Origin of the sequence: Mycobacterium paragordonae, assembly GCF_003614435.1 — a bacterium.
GTDB classification, from domain to species: domain Bacteria; phylum Actinomycetota; class Actinomycetes; order Mycobacteriales; family Mycobacteriaceae; genus Mycobacterium; species Mycobacterium paragordonae.
Genome location: NZ_CP025546.1, coordinates 746,708 through 761,808, shown reverse-complemented (window position 1 = coordinate 761,808; position 15,101 = coordinate 746,708). Strand labels below are relative to the sequence as shown.

The 15,101-nt window shown below is 65.1% G+C and carries 14 protein-coding genes and 1 tRNA gene; 6 read left to right on the top strand and 9 right to left on the bottom strand.

What is annotated here, in order from left to right:
• Positions 1–33: 33 nt before the first annotated feature.
• From C0J29_RS33285 to C0J29_RS03430, 4 genes are all read right to left on the bottom strand, one after another.
• A complete protein-coding gene (locus tag C0J29_RS33285) occupies positions 34–1,803 on the bottom strand; it encodes a DUF7159 family protein (RefSeq protein ID WP_425272105.1) in 1,770 nt (589 codons plus the stop codon).
• 87 nt (positions 1,804–1,890) lie between these two features.
• Positions 1,891–2,463, bottom strand: coding sequence for a dCTP deaminase (dcd, locus tag C0J29_RS03440; RefSeq protein WP_120791533.1), 573 nt, complete (start codon positions 2,461–2,463; stop codon positions 1,891–1,893).
• Between the two features lie 32 nt (positions 2,464–2,495).
• The gene (locus C0J29_RS03435; RefSeq protein WP_065162519.1) at positions 2,496–3,167 is read right to left on the bottom strand and encodes a VldE C-terminal domain-containing protein; all 672 of its coding nucleotides are present in this window, start codon (positions 3,165–3,167) and stop codon (positions 2,496–2,498) included.
• Positions 3,168–3,295: 128 nt separating this feature from the next.
• The gene (locus C0J29_RS03430) at positions 3,296–3,775 is read right to left on the bottom strand and encodes an SRPBCC family protein (RefSeq protein ID WP_120791532.1); all 480 of its coding nucleotides are present in this window, start codon (positions 3,773–3,775) and stop codon (positions 3,296–3,298) included.
• Between the two features lie 30 nt (positions 3,776–3,805).
• Here C0J29_RS03430 and C0J29_RS03425 point away from each other — a divergent pair.
• Both C0J29_RS03425 and C0J29_RS03420 read left to right on the top strand, forming a co-directional pair.
• Positions 3,806–3,876: transfer RNA gene (locus C0J29_RS03425), tRNA-Gly, on the top strand.
• 279 nt (positions 3,877–4,155) lie between these two features.
• The gene (locus C0J29_RS03420) at positions 4,156–4,860 is read left to right on the top strand and encodes a PE family protein (protein WP_120791531.1); all 705 of its coding nucleotides are present in this window, start codon (positions 4,156–4,158) and stop codon (positions 4,858–4,860) included.
• 900 nt (positions 4,861–5,760) lie between these two features.
• Here the strand turns inward: C0J29_RS03420 and C0J29_RS03415 are convergent.
• Positions 5,761–6,246: a DUF456 domain-containing protein gene (locus C0J29_RS03415; protein WP_120791530.1), complete on the bottom strand. Its 486-nt coding sequence runs from the start codon at positions 6,244–6,246 to the stop codon at positions 5,761–5,763.
• Positions 6,247–6,373: 127 nt separating this feature from the next.
• Here C0J29_RS03415 and C0J29_RS03410 point away from each other — a divergent pair, with 127 nt between their 5' ends.
• Positions 6,374–7,174 carry an endonuclease/exonuclease/phosphatase family protein gene (locus C0J29_RS03410; protein ID WP_162951382.1) on the top strand — a complete coding sequence of 267 codons (801 nt, stop codon included), beginning with the start codon at positions 6,374–6,376 and terminating at the stop codon, positions 7,172–7,174.
• Here C0J29_RS03410 and C0J29_RS03405 read toward each other — a convergent pair.
• Together C0J29_RS03405 and C0J29_RS03400 are read right to left on the bottom strand one after the other, a co-directional pair.
• A complete protein-coding gene (locus C0J29_RS03405) occupies positions 7,164–8,402 on the bottom strand; it encodes an NRAMP family divalent metal transporter (protein ID WP_120791528.1) in 1,239 nt (412 codons plus the stop codon). The two genes, C0J29_RS03410 and C0J29_RS03405, sit on opposite strands and share 11 nt — an antisense overlap.
• Positions 8,399–9,349: a magnesium transporter MgtE N-terminal domain-containing protein gene (locus C0J29_RS03400; protein WP_242460346.1), complete on the bottom strand. Its 951-nt coding sequence runs from the start codon at positions 9,347–9,349 to the stop codon at positions 8,399–8,401. The genes C0J29_RS03405 and C0J29_RS03400 overlap by 4 nt, the downstream gene beginning before the upstream one ends.
• A gap of 254 nt (positions 9,350–9,603) precedes the next feature.
• On the opposite strand from C0J29_RS03400, the gene C0J29_RS03395 reads away from it, so the two are divergent.
• Positions 9,604–11,223 (top strand): serine/threonine-protein kinase, encoded by a 1,620-nt coding sequence (locus tag C0J29_RS03395; RefSeq protein WP_120791526.1) that lies wholly within the window; start codon positions 9,604–9,606, stop codon positions 11,221–11,223.
• Between the two features lie 5 nt (positions 11,224–11,228).
• Here C0J29_RS03395 and C0J29_RS03390 read toward each other — a convergent pair whose 3' ends face one another.
• Positions 11,229–11,975: a M15 family metallopeptidase gene (locus C0J29_RS03390; protein ID WP_242460609.1), complete on the bottom strand. Its 747-nt coding sequence runs from the start codon at positions 11,973–11,975 to the stop codon at positions 11,229–11,231.
• A 247-nt stretch (positions 11,976–12,222) separates the two neighbouring features.
• On the opposite strand from C0J29_RS03390, the gene C0J29_RS03385 reads away from it, so the two are divergent.
• Entirely contained in the window at positions 12,223–12,687 is a 465-nt protein-coding gene (locus tag C0J29_RS03385; RefSeq protein ID WP_162951381.1) for a DUF3592 domain-containing protein, read from the top strand.
• A gap of 76 nt (positions 12,688–12,763) precedes the next feature.
• On the opposite strand, the gene C0J29_RS03380 is transcribed toward C0J29_RS03385, so the two are convergent.
• Positions 12,764–13,330 (bottom strand): dihydrofolate reductase family protein, encoded by a 567-nt coding sequence (locus tag C0J29_RS03380; protein ID WP_120794524.1) that lies wholly within the window; start codon positions 13,328–13,330, stop codon positions 12,764–12,766.
• 362 nt (positions 13,331–13,692) lie between these two features.
• On the opposite strand from C0J29_RS03380, the gene C0J29_RS03375 reads away from it, so the two are divergent.
• A complete protein-coding gene (locus C0J29_RS03375) occupies positions 13,693–15,078 on the top strand; it encodes a fatty acid desaturase (protein WP_371872479.1) in 1,386 nt (461 codons plus the stop codon).
• Positions 15,079–15,101 lie beyond the last annotated feature (23 nt).

Genomic DNA, 15,101 nt, shown 5'->3' with positions numbered 1-15,101 from the left:
CTTTGTAGGCAAACTCACAGGGTCAGAGGCCGGCTAACGGTGCCCGCCGCCGCCACCGCCGTGTCCGCCACCGAAGCCGCCTCCGCCACCGCCGAAGCCGCCTCCGCCGCCGCCGAAGCCACCGTGACCGCCACCTGAGCCACCGCCACCCGGGCCGCCGCCACCGAACGGACCGTGCCCACCGGATCCGCCGCCACCGAAGGGACCCTGACCTCCGGGGCCACCACCACCGAACGGACCGCGTCCGCCGGGACCGCCGCCACCGAACGGACCCTGGCTACCGGGGCCACCGCCGCCCCCGAAGGGACCTTGACTGCCGGGGCCGCCACCTCCGAACGGACCGCGCCCACCGCCGAACGGGCCCTGGTTGCCGGGATTACCCCCGCCACCACCACCGAAAGGACCCCGGCCCGGGTTGGGCACCGGTGCCTGCGGGATCTGGGGAACCGGCGCCTTCGGGACCTGGATGACGGGCGCCTGCGGGATCTGGGGAACCGGCGCCTTCGGGACCTGGATGACGGGCGCCTGCGGGATTGGATTCTGGATGCGCGGCGGCGACGCCGGAATCGGCGCGCGCGGAGCAGGCAGTTGCGGCTGCTGACGTGGCACCTGGATGGGCGGCACCAGGATCGGGATCACCGGCGGAACGAGAACGGGGTCCGGTAACCGAGGCGCGGGCAGCTCGGGAGCAGGCAGCGCCGGAGCGGGTATCACCGGTGCCGCCGGCGCCGGGATTACAGGTGCCGCCTGAGCCTGCTCGATCGGTGCCGCTGGCGCCACCTTGGGGACCTGCGGTGTCTCGACGCGTGGCGGCGCTGCCGGCAGGTCGATCTTGTGCTGGGGCGCGGCCACCTCGGTTTGCACGGCCTCGGGCTGCATGGGTGCGACGAATTGGTTCTCGTTCGGCTTCGGCTGCAGAGCGACCGTCGGACGAATGTTGATGGCCAGCGCCACCTCCAGAGCGATGACGGCCGCGCACGCGACCACCGCCAGGCCACTACCGAGCAGCAACGCGGGCCGGCGCTTGGCCGACTCCTCCTCGGGGAGGTCGCCGTCGTCGAACCCGGGTGCCTCGGGGAGCTCATCGCCGAGCTGCGCGTAGGCCAAAGCTGCGGTGGTGGCCGCGAACAACGGCGAGCTTCCCGAAGCCAGCGCCGCGCCGCGGGCCAGCGCCATGTCGGGTTCCTCCGGCACGCTGATCCTCAGCGTCGTCGCCGCGTCCAGAGCCGGCTTGATCATGGGCACGTCGACGCCCGAACCCACCACGTAGATGCCGTCCGGACGGGCGCGCATGGTCTCGGCGGTCGATACCAGCTGCGCCAGTTCGGCGACCGCGGCGTCGTCGTCCTCGGCCAGAAATTGGCGTCGCACGTCGCACAGCGAACCGTCGCGGGTGTCCACCACGGCCAGGGTGGCGCTGTCCGGTTCGACGAACAGGACGCCCGTGCGCTCGTAGCCGACTGCGGCGCCGACAGACTGCCCCATCGCAACCGCCGCCAGAAACGCCGAAACCAGCATCACGTTCTCGACTTTGTGGGCGGCCAGGGCGTCGCGCAGGGCTGCCGCCTGAGTCTGATCGGTCCAGCTAACACCGACGGAGGACAACCTGAGACCTGCGTCACCGGCACCTTCCCGGGTGCCCAGGATCGCCGCCATCACCCGGTCGGACGCGCACGTGGCGGCCGTGTCGCGGGCCATCCGGAAGCTGTCTTCTTCGACGATGACGCCGTCGGCGTCCTCACCTTCGACCAACGCCATGCGCACTGCCGAAGGCGCCATCGAAACCCCGAGTACGACGTCCAAAACCCCTCCCAAGGTTTACCGGTCTATGGAGGGCAACACGGCACGAAGCCGTCGAATTCCATTGTGGCCCCAGAGGCTATGCGCAGGCTAGGTGGAGCGTATGAAGTTCAGGTACGACCGCGAAGGTGTCGGGCCCCGCTGACCCTGGTACTTCGAGCCTACTTGCGAACTGCCGTAAGGATGCTCGGACGGGCTGGTCAGGCGAAGGATGCACAACTGGCCGATTTTCATCCCCGGCCACAACGTGATCGGCAGGTTGGCCACATTGGACAGTTCGAGGGTGATGTGGCCGCTGAAGCCCGGATCGATGAAGCCCGCGGTGGAGTGCGTCAGCAAACCCAGGCGGCCCAGCGACGACTTGCCTTCCAACCGGCCCGCCAGGTCGTCAGGCAGCGTGCAGAGTTCCAGAGTCGAGCCGAGCACGAACTCGCCGGGGTGCAGGACAAACGGCTCGCCCTCGGCGGGTTGCACGAGGCTGGTCAGCTCGTCCTGCTGGTGCGCCGGGTCGATGTGCGTGTAGCGGGTGTTGTTGAAGACCCGGAACAACGAGTCGAGCCGGACGTCGATGCTGGACGGCTGAACGAGGTCGTCGTCGAAGGGGTCGAGCCCCAGTCGGCCAGCGGCGATCTCGGCCCTGAGGTCACGGTCGGAGAGCAGCACTCGACGAGCGTAGCTGCCAGTGGTTGCCCGGGTTAGCGGACGTAGATTTCATCCCCGGTCGGGTAGCCGCCGCCGGTGGTGGTGACGTGGACGTGGTCGTAGTGGCCGTAGCCGCCGGACTGAGCACCGCCGCCGGGTGTGTAGTAGGTACCGCGCCAGATGGCGTCCTGGATACCGAAACGATCGGCGTTCTGTAGGACGAAAGTGACGATCGCGTTCCCCAGCTCGATCCCCTCGTCGGAACTCGGGTTGGGGATCATCACGTCAAGCGCCAGGCCTTCGGGGTGCCACCGCAGCGCGTCCGGTCGCACGCCGCCGATCTGATGGATCTCGGGGAACAGTGCGCTGATGCTGCGCTCGACCAGGATGGTCCTGACCTGCAGTCCGGCTTCCGGGGCGACGCCGACGGGCAGGACGCGCGATCCCGCGTTGGCGCGCGAGCGGTCGGCTCGCGACCGCTCCGCCGGGGCCATTTCGTCGATGCTGAATCTCAAGTGGGAGGTGTCGATGGTGGAGGCCGTGGCCGCGGCGAGCTCGATGCAGCATGACTCGTTGGCGGGGATCAGCGGCTTGGCTTCGGCTCGGGCGGCACCGTGCGAACTCACGTCGCCCGCCACCGCGAAGTACACGGCAGCGGAGGCGAGGCCCACAGCCAGCGCTGCGGGCGATTTCCGCGGCTTTCTAGCTAACTCGTGCCTGCCCACGGGAGGTCACAATACGAGGTCACGGATGATAACGAAAGGGTAAACATCACATTTTTAGGATTTGCATTAATTCACCGACTTAACGACTTCGCGAATTACACGCTTGTAGTTTGCGGCGATTGACCCCGTCAGCCGACCAACCAGTTCGCCAGTTCCTCGAGCATCTGCCGCGCGTAACCCCGCCAGAACCAGCCGAAGGCCGGCAATGCTGACGCGGCCACACGTGACCGCGGAAACATGTTGTAGCGCCACGTGATTCGGGTACCGGTACCGGCCGGAGCGAAGAGGAATTCGCCGTCGATCGTGGTCAGGAGGGCGGCAAGTGGCCCCTTGAAGTCGGTGATCCGGTAGATCCAGGCGTGTGGTTCGTCGACACTGACGACGGTCTCCCTGACGCTGCCCCATGGGCCGAGTTCCAGCACCCGGGTCTGGCCGGGCGTTCCGCGCCAGTCTGTGGTGTCTGGACCGCTGACGGCCAGGATCGGCGGGATCGGTCCATACCGTCGGCGGAACATGGCGGGGACGTCCATCTGGATGACTCCGCGGAAGGCCTGTTCAGGCGTCACGGGGACGGTTCGGGATTGTTCGACCCGCACACCATTCGGCATCGCCCGATGCTAGCCTTTCTGGGCAACAGCGCCGATGTAGTTCAATGGCAGAACATCAGCTTCCCAAGCTGAATACGCGGGTTCGATTCCCGTCATCGGCTCCGCGTTGAGCACCACGTATACCGTTCGAACGGTGTTCGCCCGCTCCCCGATGTCACCCGTTGCCTCGACTCGCCCCGAACCGGCGTGGGCGGTTCCGGTTGATGCTTGACGTTTGAGGTCCGGTTGCTGGTTGACGTTTCTGGGACGCGGTTCCGGTAGGTCCGCGGCCGCAGTTCCGGTAGGGGCTTAGAGCCGAAAGTCCCTAGTGAGTGAGACATGTTCCCGCGAGAATTTTCGTCCTACCGATGAGTCGATGAGGACAAGTTGGGAGGGCAAAGATGTCCGCAGTGATCGCGTCGCCGGGAATGATGGAGGCGGCAGCAACGGATTTGTCCGCTATTGGATCGAGGCTTAGCGCCGCCCAGATGGTAGCGGCGGCCCCAACTCTTTCCGTGCTGCCCGCTGCCGCCGATGAGGTCTCGGCACGTATTGCAAACCTGTTCTCCGGTTACGCCGAGGACTATCAGAAACTGGCCGGGCAAGTGGCGGTGTCTTATGAGCAGTTCGTGCAGCAGCTCACCGGCAGCGCGGTCTCGTATGCCAGTGCTGAGGCCGCCAACGTCGCGTCGTTGCTGCAACCTTTGACAACGATTGCGGCACCAGTTGCCGCAGCTGCCGCAGTCGCCCAGAACGTGCTGATCGATACGGTCATCTCTGCACTATCCACTGGGGCTGTTATCTTAATTGGCGGAGCTGTGGTTTCAGTTTTCTTGGCTTGGCTTTCACTCGATCTCGCGGCGCTATTTTTAGCGCCAATTGTGATTAACGCGACGTCAACGTTGATTAACTCGACAGGGCTTGCCACTTGGTTAAGTGTAGCAATCAACTCTTTAACCGAAGTGGCGTATTCCATGTTCACGACATTTCCAATTCTTGGACAATTAGCCTCTCTCTTTACATCAACGATTTATAATGCGTCCTTTATCTTATTATTGCCGTACATTTTGGCAAACTTTCTTGTCCTGAGATCATACTCCTACTGATGATCAAAAACGATCGAAGCGATTGCGCTCGTCTCCGACAAAATTGACGCCGCACTGAGTATCCGGGTTGGTCATTGATCAATCCTTCGCAACCATGGCCGTATTTCCAATAATTTCACGGATACTATCGGAATCAATTGCTCCACGAGAGGATTCGGCGTTCTATACATGTTCGAAAACGTTTAAAATTGCCTTCTCGGTACTTTCTGCGCGTTGGTCGGCAATTGAGCCCCCGGTCGGCGTCAGTCCGGGCTTACCCTGCCTCCGTCGGCCTCACTAGGGCTCAGTCAGCTGCGCTTGTCGCTTTTGTCGCTTTGCTGGAGATCTCCAGCAATGCCAACTAAGTACCCATGAGTGCGAGCAAGTGCGTAAAAATGTGCTGGACAGCGGCTTTCAATGTGCATTCGTTGGCATTTATCGGCACAGAAAAGGCGCTCATATATACCAAGGCAGCTTCCCAAGCTGAATACGCGGGTTCGATAAGTTCGCAGAGTACGGCGTCTTGACCGCCGCTTGACCGACGGTCCGTCGGGCGCTCGCGCCGAAGCTGTCTGCTTTGCCCGACCTTTTCAGAAATATCGCGCCATCAACAATATCGAAACCTGGGAACCCGCAAATGCGTGCCGCCAATCGAGCAGATTCGTCAGCCGCATAATGCGCGGCGCGGCACTGCCCACGTACGTCGCCGTCATCATCGGCCGCGGCAATAGCGACCGGCTCCGTCGGCAATCCGGGTGGCCGCTGGTGGGATGAGAGACTGGCACCTCTCACGGACGATCAACGACTCGGCAACAGCACACTGAATCTTGGCTTGCAACATAGGCTTTCGTACCTAGGGTGGCTAAGGAATGCACGAAGTCGCGGGAAACCATTCGGGATAGAACCCTCTCAGCGCGGCACCTACTGGGTCAGGTACACCCCGGACGCCCACGCGACCGTGGCGAGCAGCGCGGCAGCCAACTCGACACCCATCGACAACGCGACACCTTTCACGGCGTGCTTCGTCGAGGTCCATGCCAGCCGCTGGTCTCCGCGGGTGGCCAGCTCGGCCAGGTAGACACCCAGCACGAAGCCGACCAGCAGGCCGATCACCGGGATTACGAAGAAACCAATGATGCCCGCAACGGCGCCCGCCGCCAGACTCAGCGTGCGCACGTCGGCGGCCCGCATCCGCTTCATGGGCCAGGTGTATTTGATCAATGTCGCGACACCGAGCAGCGCGGCCACCACGCCGAGCGTCACCCACGCGGTGACGGTGTTCTCGACGATGGCCCACACCATGATCGCGCCGAACACCAGCAGCGTGCCCGGTAACAGCGGCACCACGATGCCGATGATTCCGACGGCGATCGCGAGTGCTACGAGGACGATGCCGGCAGCACTCATATTCCCAACGTATCTGTAGCGGCCGCTGCCAAAGATCATCGCTACGGGGACCATGCCCCACCAGGCGCTGATCCTTGTCAGGCCGCGAACGTCCCTGCGTCGAGGTCGTGCCACATACGATCGGGACGTGACGTCACGCGCTCAGGACGGTGTGCTGACGGTGCTGACGTTGAACATTTGGGGCGACCACCTCTGGGAGGAGCGCAAGCACGCGCTCGTCGACTGGTTCACCGAGATTCGCCCTGATGTGGTCGCGTTGCAGGAGGCGACGCGGTCACCGGAATTGTGTGAGGCGACGTGGCTGGCCGAGCAGACCGGGATGGACGCGGTGTTCGCCGCCGCGTACGTCCGCCCCGACCGCAGCGATTTCGGCAACGCGGTCCTGAGCCGCTGGCCGATCGTCGACTCGCGGTCGCTCCAGCTGACCCTGGCGGGGTCGAATATCGAGCCTCGCGGCGCGCTGACGGTCGATGTGCGCGTTCGCAACCGTCTGGTGTCGGTCACCTCAACCCACTTGTCCTACCAGTTCGACGCGGGCTGGGTGCGCGAGGCACAGGTCCGTCAGCTCGCCGATTTCGTCGGGACGGGCTCTGGCGATTTCCCCCCGATTGTCTGTGGCGACTTCAACGCCCGCCCGGAATCTACCGAGGTGCGACACATCAGCGGCCTGCTGTTCGACGCCTTCCAGGAGGCCCATCCTGGTGAGCTTGGCTTCACCTGGAACAACACCAACCCGTACACGGCGCAGGATCCGACACCGGATCAGCGCATCGACTACATCTTCGTAGGCGCGCGCACCGCTGACGGCGCGGGCAAGGTGCTCGACGCGGCCGTTGTGTGCAACGCACCGCGCCGCGGTGTCTGGCCCAGCGATCATTTCGGTGTCGTCGCCCAATTGGCGTGCCCTGCCCCACCCCTCATCCGGTGAGGGATGTGACCGCCAGCGCAGCAACGCAAAGCACCACCATGGCGGTCGTGAGACCGTAGGCGATCGCGCCGGCAGAGCCAATGGTGAACGGTCCCATCAGGTCGCGGTCACGCCCGATGCCGATCATCGCGAACAGCAGCGGCACCAGTAGCACGGCATTGAGCACCTGGGTGGCCACCAGGATCGTCACGAGCGGGGCATTCGGGATGAGCACGGCGAGCGCGCTGATGAGCGTGACAATTCCGAACGTCAAGTAGAAGGTCTTGGCCTCGCGATAAGAATCGTCGACGGCTGCTTCGATGCCGGCGTACTCGCACACCGAATAGGCCGTCGACAGCGGCAGTATGGAGGCAGCCAGCAACGCCGCCCCGATCAATCCCACCGCGAACAGTGTCGAGGCGGCGGGGCCGGCGAGGGGTTCGAGAGCCACTGCGGTGTCGGCAGCGTCCTGGATGGAGCGGCCGTCGCGGTAGAGCGTCGCCGCACACGCCACCACGACGAAGAACCCGATGACCCCGGTGAGCACGGCCCCCGTCACCACGTCGAGCCGCACCAGAGGGAGGTCCTCGGTCCGAAGCTTCTTGTCGACCGCGTAGGACTGCATGAAAGAAAGTCCCCACGGGGCGAGCGTGGTGCCGAGGGTGGCGGTGACGATGGCGACGGCTTCGCCATTGGCGGGCATGCTCGGAACCAGCATGCCGTGGAGTGCGGCCCCCCAGTCCGGATGGGCCAGCACTCCGGACCCGACGTAGGCCAGGAAGATCGTCGACAGCAGTAGCAGGACGTGCTCGACGCGGTGGAAGCTGCCACGCAGCACCAGCAGGGAGACGACCACCGCCGCTGCGGGGACGCTCGCGTAGCGGCTGACGCCGAACAGTTCGGAGCCGGCGGCGATCCCGGCGAACTCAGCACAGGTCGTGCCGACGTTGGCGATCACGAGGGCGGCGAGCACGGCACCGCCCAACCGCACGCCGTACCGCTGGCGCACGAGGCCGATGAGGCCCTGTCCGGTGACCACACCCATGCGTGCTGCCAGGCCGTGGAAGATCACTAGGGCGACGGTGGAGAGCACGAGCACCCACAACAGCTGGTAGCCGTGCTTCGTGCCGAGGACCGAGTAGGTCGTGATGCCGGCCGGGTCGTCGTCGGAGAGGCCCGCCAGCAACCCCGGACCGACCACCGCCAGCAGTCCGCCGAGCGCGAGCCGTTTGCGGGCCGGCCTCCTCAAGGCTTCGGCCTCTCGGCTCCCCTACCGCCGGCTGGGGCGTGACGCCGGCGAGGCCAAACTTGCGAGCGGAGGAGGGGTCTGTCGAGGAGCGTGGGCGTCCCTGCGAGGCGGTCCCGCCATCGGGTCGCATGGTCGGCGGGCATGGCGGCTACGGTTTCGGCGGCATCCTCGTGGGGCATCGCCCGCAGCACCCGCTCCCCCACGTCCGGGTGGCTGGCGCGGATGACCTCGGCGGCGACGCGGGGGCCCCGGACGGCAAGAATCTCGGTGGCCGACTCGGTGTCGAGCCGGCTCACCAGTGCAGCGAGTCCTCGCGCATCGAGGTGGTGTACCGCCGATCGTGGGGTTGCGAGCTGCACGGCATGACCGCGCTCCGAGGTCAGGTGCAGATCGGTCCATGCGAGGGCGTCCTCCCCGGCGCGCGCCGCCAGTCGGCGTAGGCCGAGCCGCCGCAGCACCCCGCCAAATCCGACCTCGACGCCGACGAGCTCGAGCCGGTTCTGGCTGGTGCGGGCGAGCACCACCTCGGCGACCCGGGCCAGTCGCTGGCCCACCACGTCGACGACCTGGGTGTCGAGCACGTCGCGCCCCAGCAGGATTTCGTCGTCTCCCAGCGTTTCGGTGATCGAGGTGATCGCGAATGCGGCCGGATCATCGGTGCCGTGTGCGAGCACCAACCCCGTGTGCCGGAAACTCTCGACCGCGGCCCACGGCGACAGGAGGTCCGGCGCCCGGTGGCGCTGCACGAGGAGTCGCTTGACCAGGCACCGCCCGGGCTGCTCGTCCAGTTCGACAGTCAGGTCGGCGAGGCGACCGACCACACCCCCGTCGGGACTCAGCACGCTTTGTCCGGTTATCCGGCTGAGCAACAGCACCCCAGCAGCATGCCCGAGTGACGGGTGTTCGGCACACGATGAGGCAACCTTGAGCCAGAAGTTCGCGCGCACGATTTCCGATGTTCGTCGTTGGCCAGCCATCCCTAGACATACCGCTTGTTTATGTGGTGCGAGGGTCGTCACCGCGCCGAACCGGCTCGCACCAAAAGACCACCGCAGCCAGGGACAATCGGCCCTACACCCATCCGCCATGCCGCGACAGAATTACAGGCCCGGGCAATACGGGACAGGCGATCCCGACGTCCATTGCGGCGCTCACCGGCGTCCGGCTACACCAAAGGAACTCGGTCGAAAGGGGCGAGCGGATGGAAACTGCGCAGACACCGCCGGGGTCCCTGGCTGAGGGCACGCCATTCGGACGCTACCGGTTGATCGAGTTGCTGGGCCGCGGCGGCATGGGCGCGGTGTGGCGAGCTTATGACACCGTGATGGATCGGACGGTGGCGCTCAAGGTGCTACCGGAAGAATTCGCCAACGACGATGTCTATCAGGAGCGGTTTCGCCGGGAGGCTCACGCCGCAGCGGGGCTCGACGAGCCTCATGTGGTGCCGATCTATGACTTCGGGCAAATCGAGGGACGCCTGTATGTGACGATGCGGCTGATCAGGGGCCGCGACCTGCACAGCATGCTGGCGGACGGCCCGCTGCCGCCGGGACGGGCACTAGCGATCATCGACCAGATCGCCGCGGCGCTGCACGCGGCGCACCGGATCGGGTTGGTGCACCGCGACGTCAAGCCGTCGAACATCCTTATCGCCGAGCACGACTTCGCCTACCTGATCGACTTCGGCATCGCCCGCGCCGTTGGCGAGACCTCGCTGACCAAAGCCGGCACGGTGATCGGCACCTGGGCCTACATGGCCCCCGAGCGCATCAGCACCGGCCAGAACGATCCCCGCGGCGACATCTACGCGTTGACCTGCGTGCTGTATGAGTGCCTGACCGGGCTGCCGCCCTTTCCCGGTAAAAGTATCGAGCAACAGATCACCGCTCATCTGACCATGCCGCCGCCGCAGCCATCGATGATGCACGCGGGCCTGCCACCACAGCTCGATCAGGTGATCGCCACCGGCATGGCCAAAGACCCCGGCCAGCGCTACGCCTCCACACTGGACTTGGCGAGCGCCGCCAAAGACGCCATCACCACCCCAGTGCCGCGGCCAATCCCGTCCCCCGCTGCGCCGACCATGGCCGCGCCGCATGTCGCGTTGAACACCGAGTTGCAGCACCCGCCTGCTGTCGGCGACGCCGGGCACGTGGATACGGTGTGGGCCGCCGCTCCCACTCAATTGGGCAGCCCAAGCGCGCCGAGCCGCCCGAGCCTGCCGGTGCAGCCTCCGGAAGGTCCGCCACCGCCGGCAGGTGCTCGACGCCGCGGGTTTTCGACGCGCGGCAAGGCTGCGATCGGCCTCGGGGCTGCCGCGGTGCTGGCCGCCGTGATTGTGACCACCGCCGTCATCGCAGGGCGTAACGGCGCCAGCGAACACTCCGGCGTGGAGGCATCAACGCCGAGCTCCGGTCCAACGTCGCCCGCCTCCAACCCTCCTGTCACCACCCCTCCCACGTCATCCTCCACCGAGCCGACCGAGGCGACGATGTCGCTGAGCGGCACCTGGTCTGGACCCGTCTCCGGCGACCAATACGGCTTCGACGTGACCGCCGACATCGTTGACGGTGCACAGCTCACCGGCACCGTCAGCTATCCCCAACTCGGCTGCGCCGGCACATGGACCCAGCATGGCGTCGGAGACAACGGGACGCGGTTGGTCTCCGAACGGATCACACGCGGCAGCTGCGTGCCGGCGGAGGTCACTCTCACCCCGCGCACCGACGGCACGCTTTCCTACATGTCCACGTACTACGCGGCGTCACAGCACCGGACCTTCACGATCTACGCGACCATGCGCCGTTCGGCGATCCGCTAACCGGCTCAGTTCACGGGAACGTTGATGATCGAGCGCTCGACGTTCGCGTCGGGACCGTCGAAGTGCCACCACTCGCCTGAGTATGGGGTCAGCCCACCGGTGCCCATGGCGTCGCGCAGCCGAGCGCGGTTGGCCTGCTCGGTTTCACTGACCCCCTGGGTTGCGAATGCATTTGCGCGAGAGGAGAATTCGTCGAAGTCCGTGCCCATGTCGGTCAGGCACAGACTGCCCGCGCGATTTCCTGGTGGGCACTGTTCTTGGGTGTTCGCGATCGTTAGGTCAACCGAGCGCCCCGCCTCGTGGCTGCGCGAATACTGGCCCGGACGGGCCACCCAACTGGGATCGGGCACCGCCTGGAACATCCGGACCTGCACGTCGTGCGGCCGGTAGCAGTCCCAGAAGACCAACGCTTCTCCCTGGTGCAGAGCCCCTGCCGCCGCAGCCAGACCCGGCACCATGGATTCGTGCACCAAGCACCGGGCATCGGCGGGATACAAGGGCGCGTGCACGAAATTGTTTGACGTGGCGTAGCGGAGATCGATGATCGCATTGGGAACGGCCGTCCGGACGTCGACGAAACCCACCGCGCGCGCCTCTGGGGAAACCGGGGGCACCCCGTTGGTCGGGGATGCGGGAGTGGAGTCGGTCGCGTTCGCACCAGAGGCTGGGGTGGCGGTTGTCGCACTCGGCGCTGCAGGACCACCCGCTGGCGCACTGCAGGCCGCGCTGCAAGCCACGGCAATCAGGGCGATAGCGAGCCGTCGCACGATGACCCATCCTCGATCAGCCTCTTCGAAGGGTCAATCGTGCGGGCGTGCGCCCGGCGGCGCTGGAAGTCTTTCCTACCGACATCATCGAGAAGCGTTGCGCCGGACCTCCTTCATTCGAGGCTGTCATCACGGCATCGAGTCTGCGCCCAGATCTCACCGTGCCTCAGATTCACACCGCCGGCCACCGCCGGACGGACTATTGTTCGCCTCGGGGTCTCGGAGGTTCGCGATGCACGACTGGCCGTATCTCATCGTCGGCGCGGTATTCGTCGCGGCTGGTGTTTCGGCTCTGATCTGGTTCATTCGACGGATTCGCCTGAGCCAAGGTGCCCGCACGTGGCCAACCGTGCCGGCTTTTGTGACGCGCTCCGAAATCGTCAAGTTCACGGACTCTGAAGGCAATGCCAGTTACCACCTGGACGCCACATATCGCTACGAGGTAGAAGGGGTCAAGCACTGGGGCGGATTCAGGCCTAGCGGTAACTCCAAGTCGGATTGCGCGAAGTTGCTGAAGCGCTACGCCGTGGGAACCGAGGTCGAGGTTCGCTACGATCCGGCCGATTCCGCGACGTCATCCCTGGCTCTTGGCGATGGAAAGAGCGATTGGGAGGACATGGTGCCGTTTCTGTTGTTCGTATCGGTGCTCATCGTCGCCGGCATCTGGATCTCGTTCACGACATTGCAAAGCCTGTAGGCGCGCGAGGCCGACGCGACGACTCCTGGGGCCTTACGGCGCGGTAACTGTTGCCCGCCCCTACACTCCCTTCCGATCAGTCCCGTTTCGCTTCGTACCGCAGCAGGACCGTGCCGCCCGGGAAAGTGCGGTTCTCTAACAGCCGCAACGAGATCCATGATGGCAGGTTCGGGAAGAACGGGGTGCCGCCGCCCACTGCGGTGGGCGCGACGACGATTCGGAATTCGTCTACCAGTCCGGCCTGCACGATCGGTGCGGCCAGCGTCGCGCCCGCCACCTCCAGATGGCCCTCGGTCTCGGCTTTCAGCCTCCTCACCACCTCGACGGGGTCGCCGCGTTCCAAGCGGGAGTTCCAGTCGACGGACTGCAGAGTGCGGGAGAACACGACCTTGGGCATGTCGCGCCAGATGCGGGCGAAGTCGATGATGATCGGGGTGGCGTCCGGGGCCTGATCGGCGGTCGGCCAGTACGCGGACATCAGTTCGTAGAGCCGCCGGCCGTAGAACGCCAGGGCCGTCTCCCGCTCGAAGTCATTCCAGGATTGGTGCAGTTCTTCGCTCGGTTCGGACCAGTCGATGTTGCCCTGCGCGTCGGCGATGTATCCGTCCAACGACACGTTGAAGCCATAGATGAGTTTGCCCATGCAGTTCAGACTGCCCCGGAAGGCAAAACTGATCGCGACGCCACACGGGATATCCGCCACAGTCGGCGCCCGGCATTGCCCTTGACGAGTGATCGATGCGGCTGCCCGCATGACGCCAAGCATTTCTTGCGAATCCGCCAAGGCTGTCGTCCCAAGCTGGCCCAACTCACGGCGGTACGGATCGCGCAGCGAATCGACCACCGCCAACGCAGGCACGCCAAAGGAACGAAATGACCATCGAGCTACCAGCCCCCCGGGAGCAAGACTCCCGTCGTCCTACCGACCCGGGGCCAGGACCGGACCACCCCGAGGCCGATTCGCATCGACCTCCGCCCGGCCCTCCGGCCGGTGGGCCGCCCGATGTGTGGGTCTACAAGGGACGCGCCTACGACTTGTCCGACTGGATCGCCAAACATCCGGGCGGAGCTTTCTTCATCGGCCGCACGAAGAACCGCGATATCACCTCGATCATCCAGGCGTACCACAAGAATCCGGAGGGGATCGAAAGACTCCTCGAGCGGTACGCGCTGGACCGTGACGCCCGCCCCCGGGACGTTCACCCCAAGTGCAACGCACCGGAATTCCTGTTCAAGGAAGACTTCAACAGCTGGCGGGACACCCCGAAGTACCGATTTGACGACAAGGACGACCTGCTGCACCGGGTGAAGGCGCGACTGCGGGAACCTCGGCTAGCTGCGCGAATCGTCAAGATGGACAGGCTGTTCAACGCGGTGGTCGCGGGTCTGGCCGTCGCATACGTCGCGGTACAAGGCCTGCGACTGACCGAACCAGGCTGGATACCGTTGCCGCTCTTCGTGATCGCAATGGTGCTGTTGCGGTGCTCCCTGGCCGGCTTCGGACACTACGCCGTGCACCGCAGGCAAAAAGGACTCGCCAGGGTCTTCGCGAGTGCCTTCGACATCAACTACGTGGCGCTGGGATTGGTGACGGCAGACGGACACACGCTGCTTCACCACCCCCACACTCAGAGTGACGTCGACATCAAGAAGAACGTGTTCACGATGATGATGCGGTTGCCTCGCCTGCTGCGGGTGCCTGTCCACACGTTTCACAAGTTCGGCCACCTGATCACCGGCATGCCCATCCGGATCGTGGACGTCGTCAGAATCACGCGCAAGATCGGCGTCAAAGAGGTCTACGGAACCTGGCGCAACGCAATTCCGCACTTCGCCGGGTCGATAGGCCTGCGCCTGCTACTCATCGGCGAGCTGGTGGCCTACGTGGTGGCCGGTGATTTCTTTTCCTGGGCTTTGCAATTCGTGGCGACCCTGTGGATCAGCACGTTCCTGATCGTCTCAAGCCATGACTTCGAAGAAGACACCGACCCGCCCGCGGCCGATGATGCCGACGACTGGGGCATACACCAACTCACTGAGGCCTACGATCTGAAGGTAATCGGCAACCGCTACGTCGACTGCTTCCTGTCCGCCGGCCTGAGTCCACACCGCGCGCACCATCTGCTGCCGTATCAGGGCAGCGGGTTCGCCAACATCGCCAGCGAGGACGTGCTGCGCGAAGAGGCGGCGAGGTTCGGTGTCGAGTGGCTTCCCGCAAAGAGTTTCGTCACCGATCGGCTGCCGAAGCTTGCCCGCACATATCTCCTGTCGCCCTCCCGCCAGGCGGAGGAAAAGCAATGGGGATTCTTCCGCGAACATTGCTCTCCGCAAGCCTGGCGCGCCAGCGTCGCCTACGCGGCGTCCGGTTTCGGCGGCCTCGGCTCGGTATAGGACCGTCTAGCCGCATACAACCG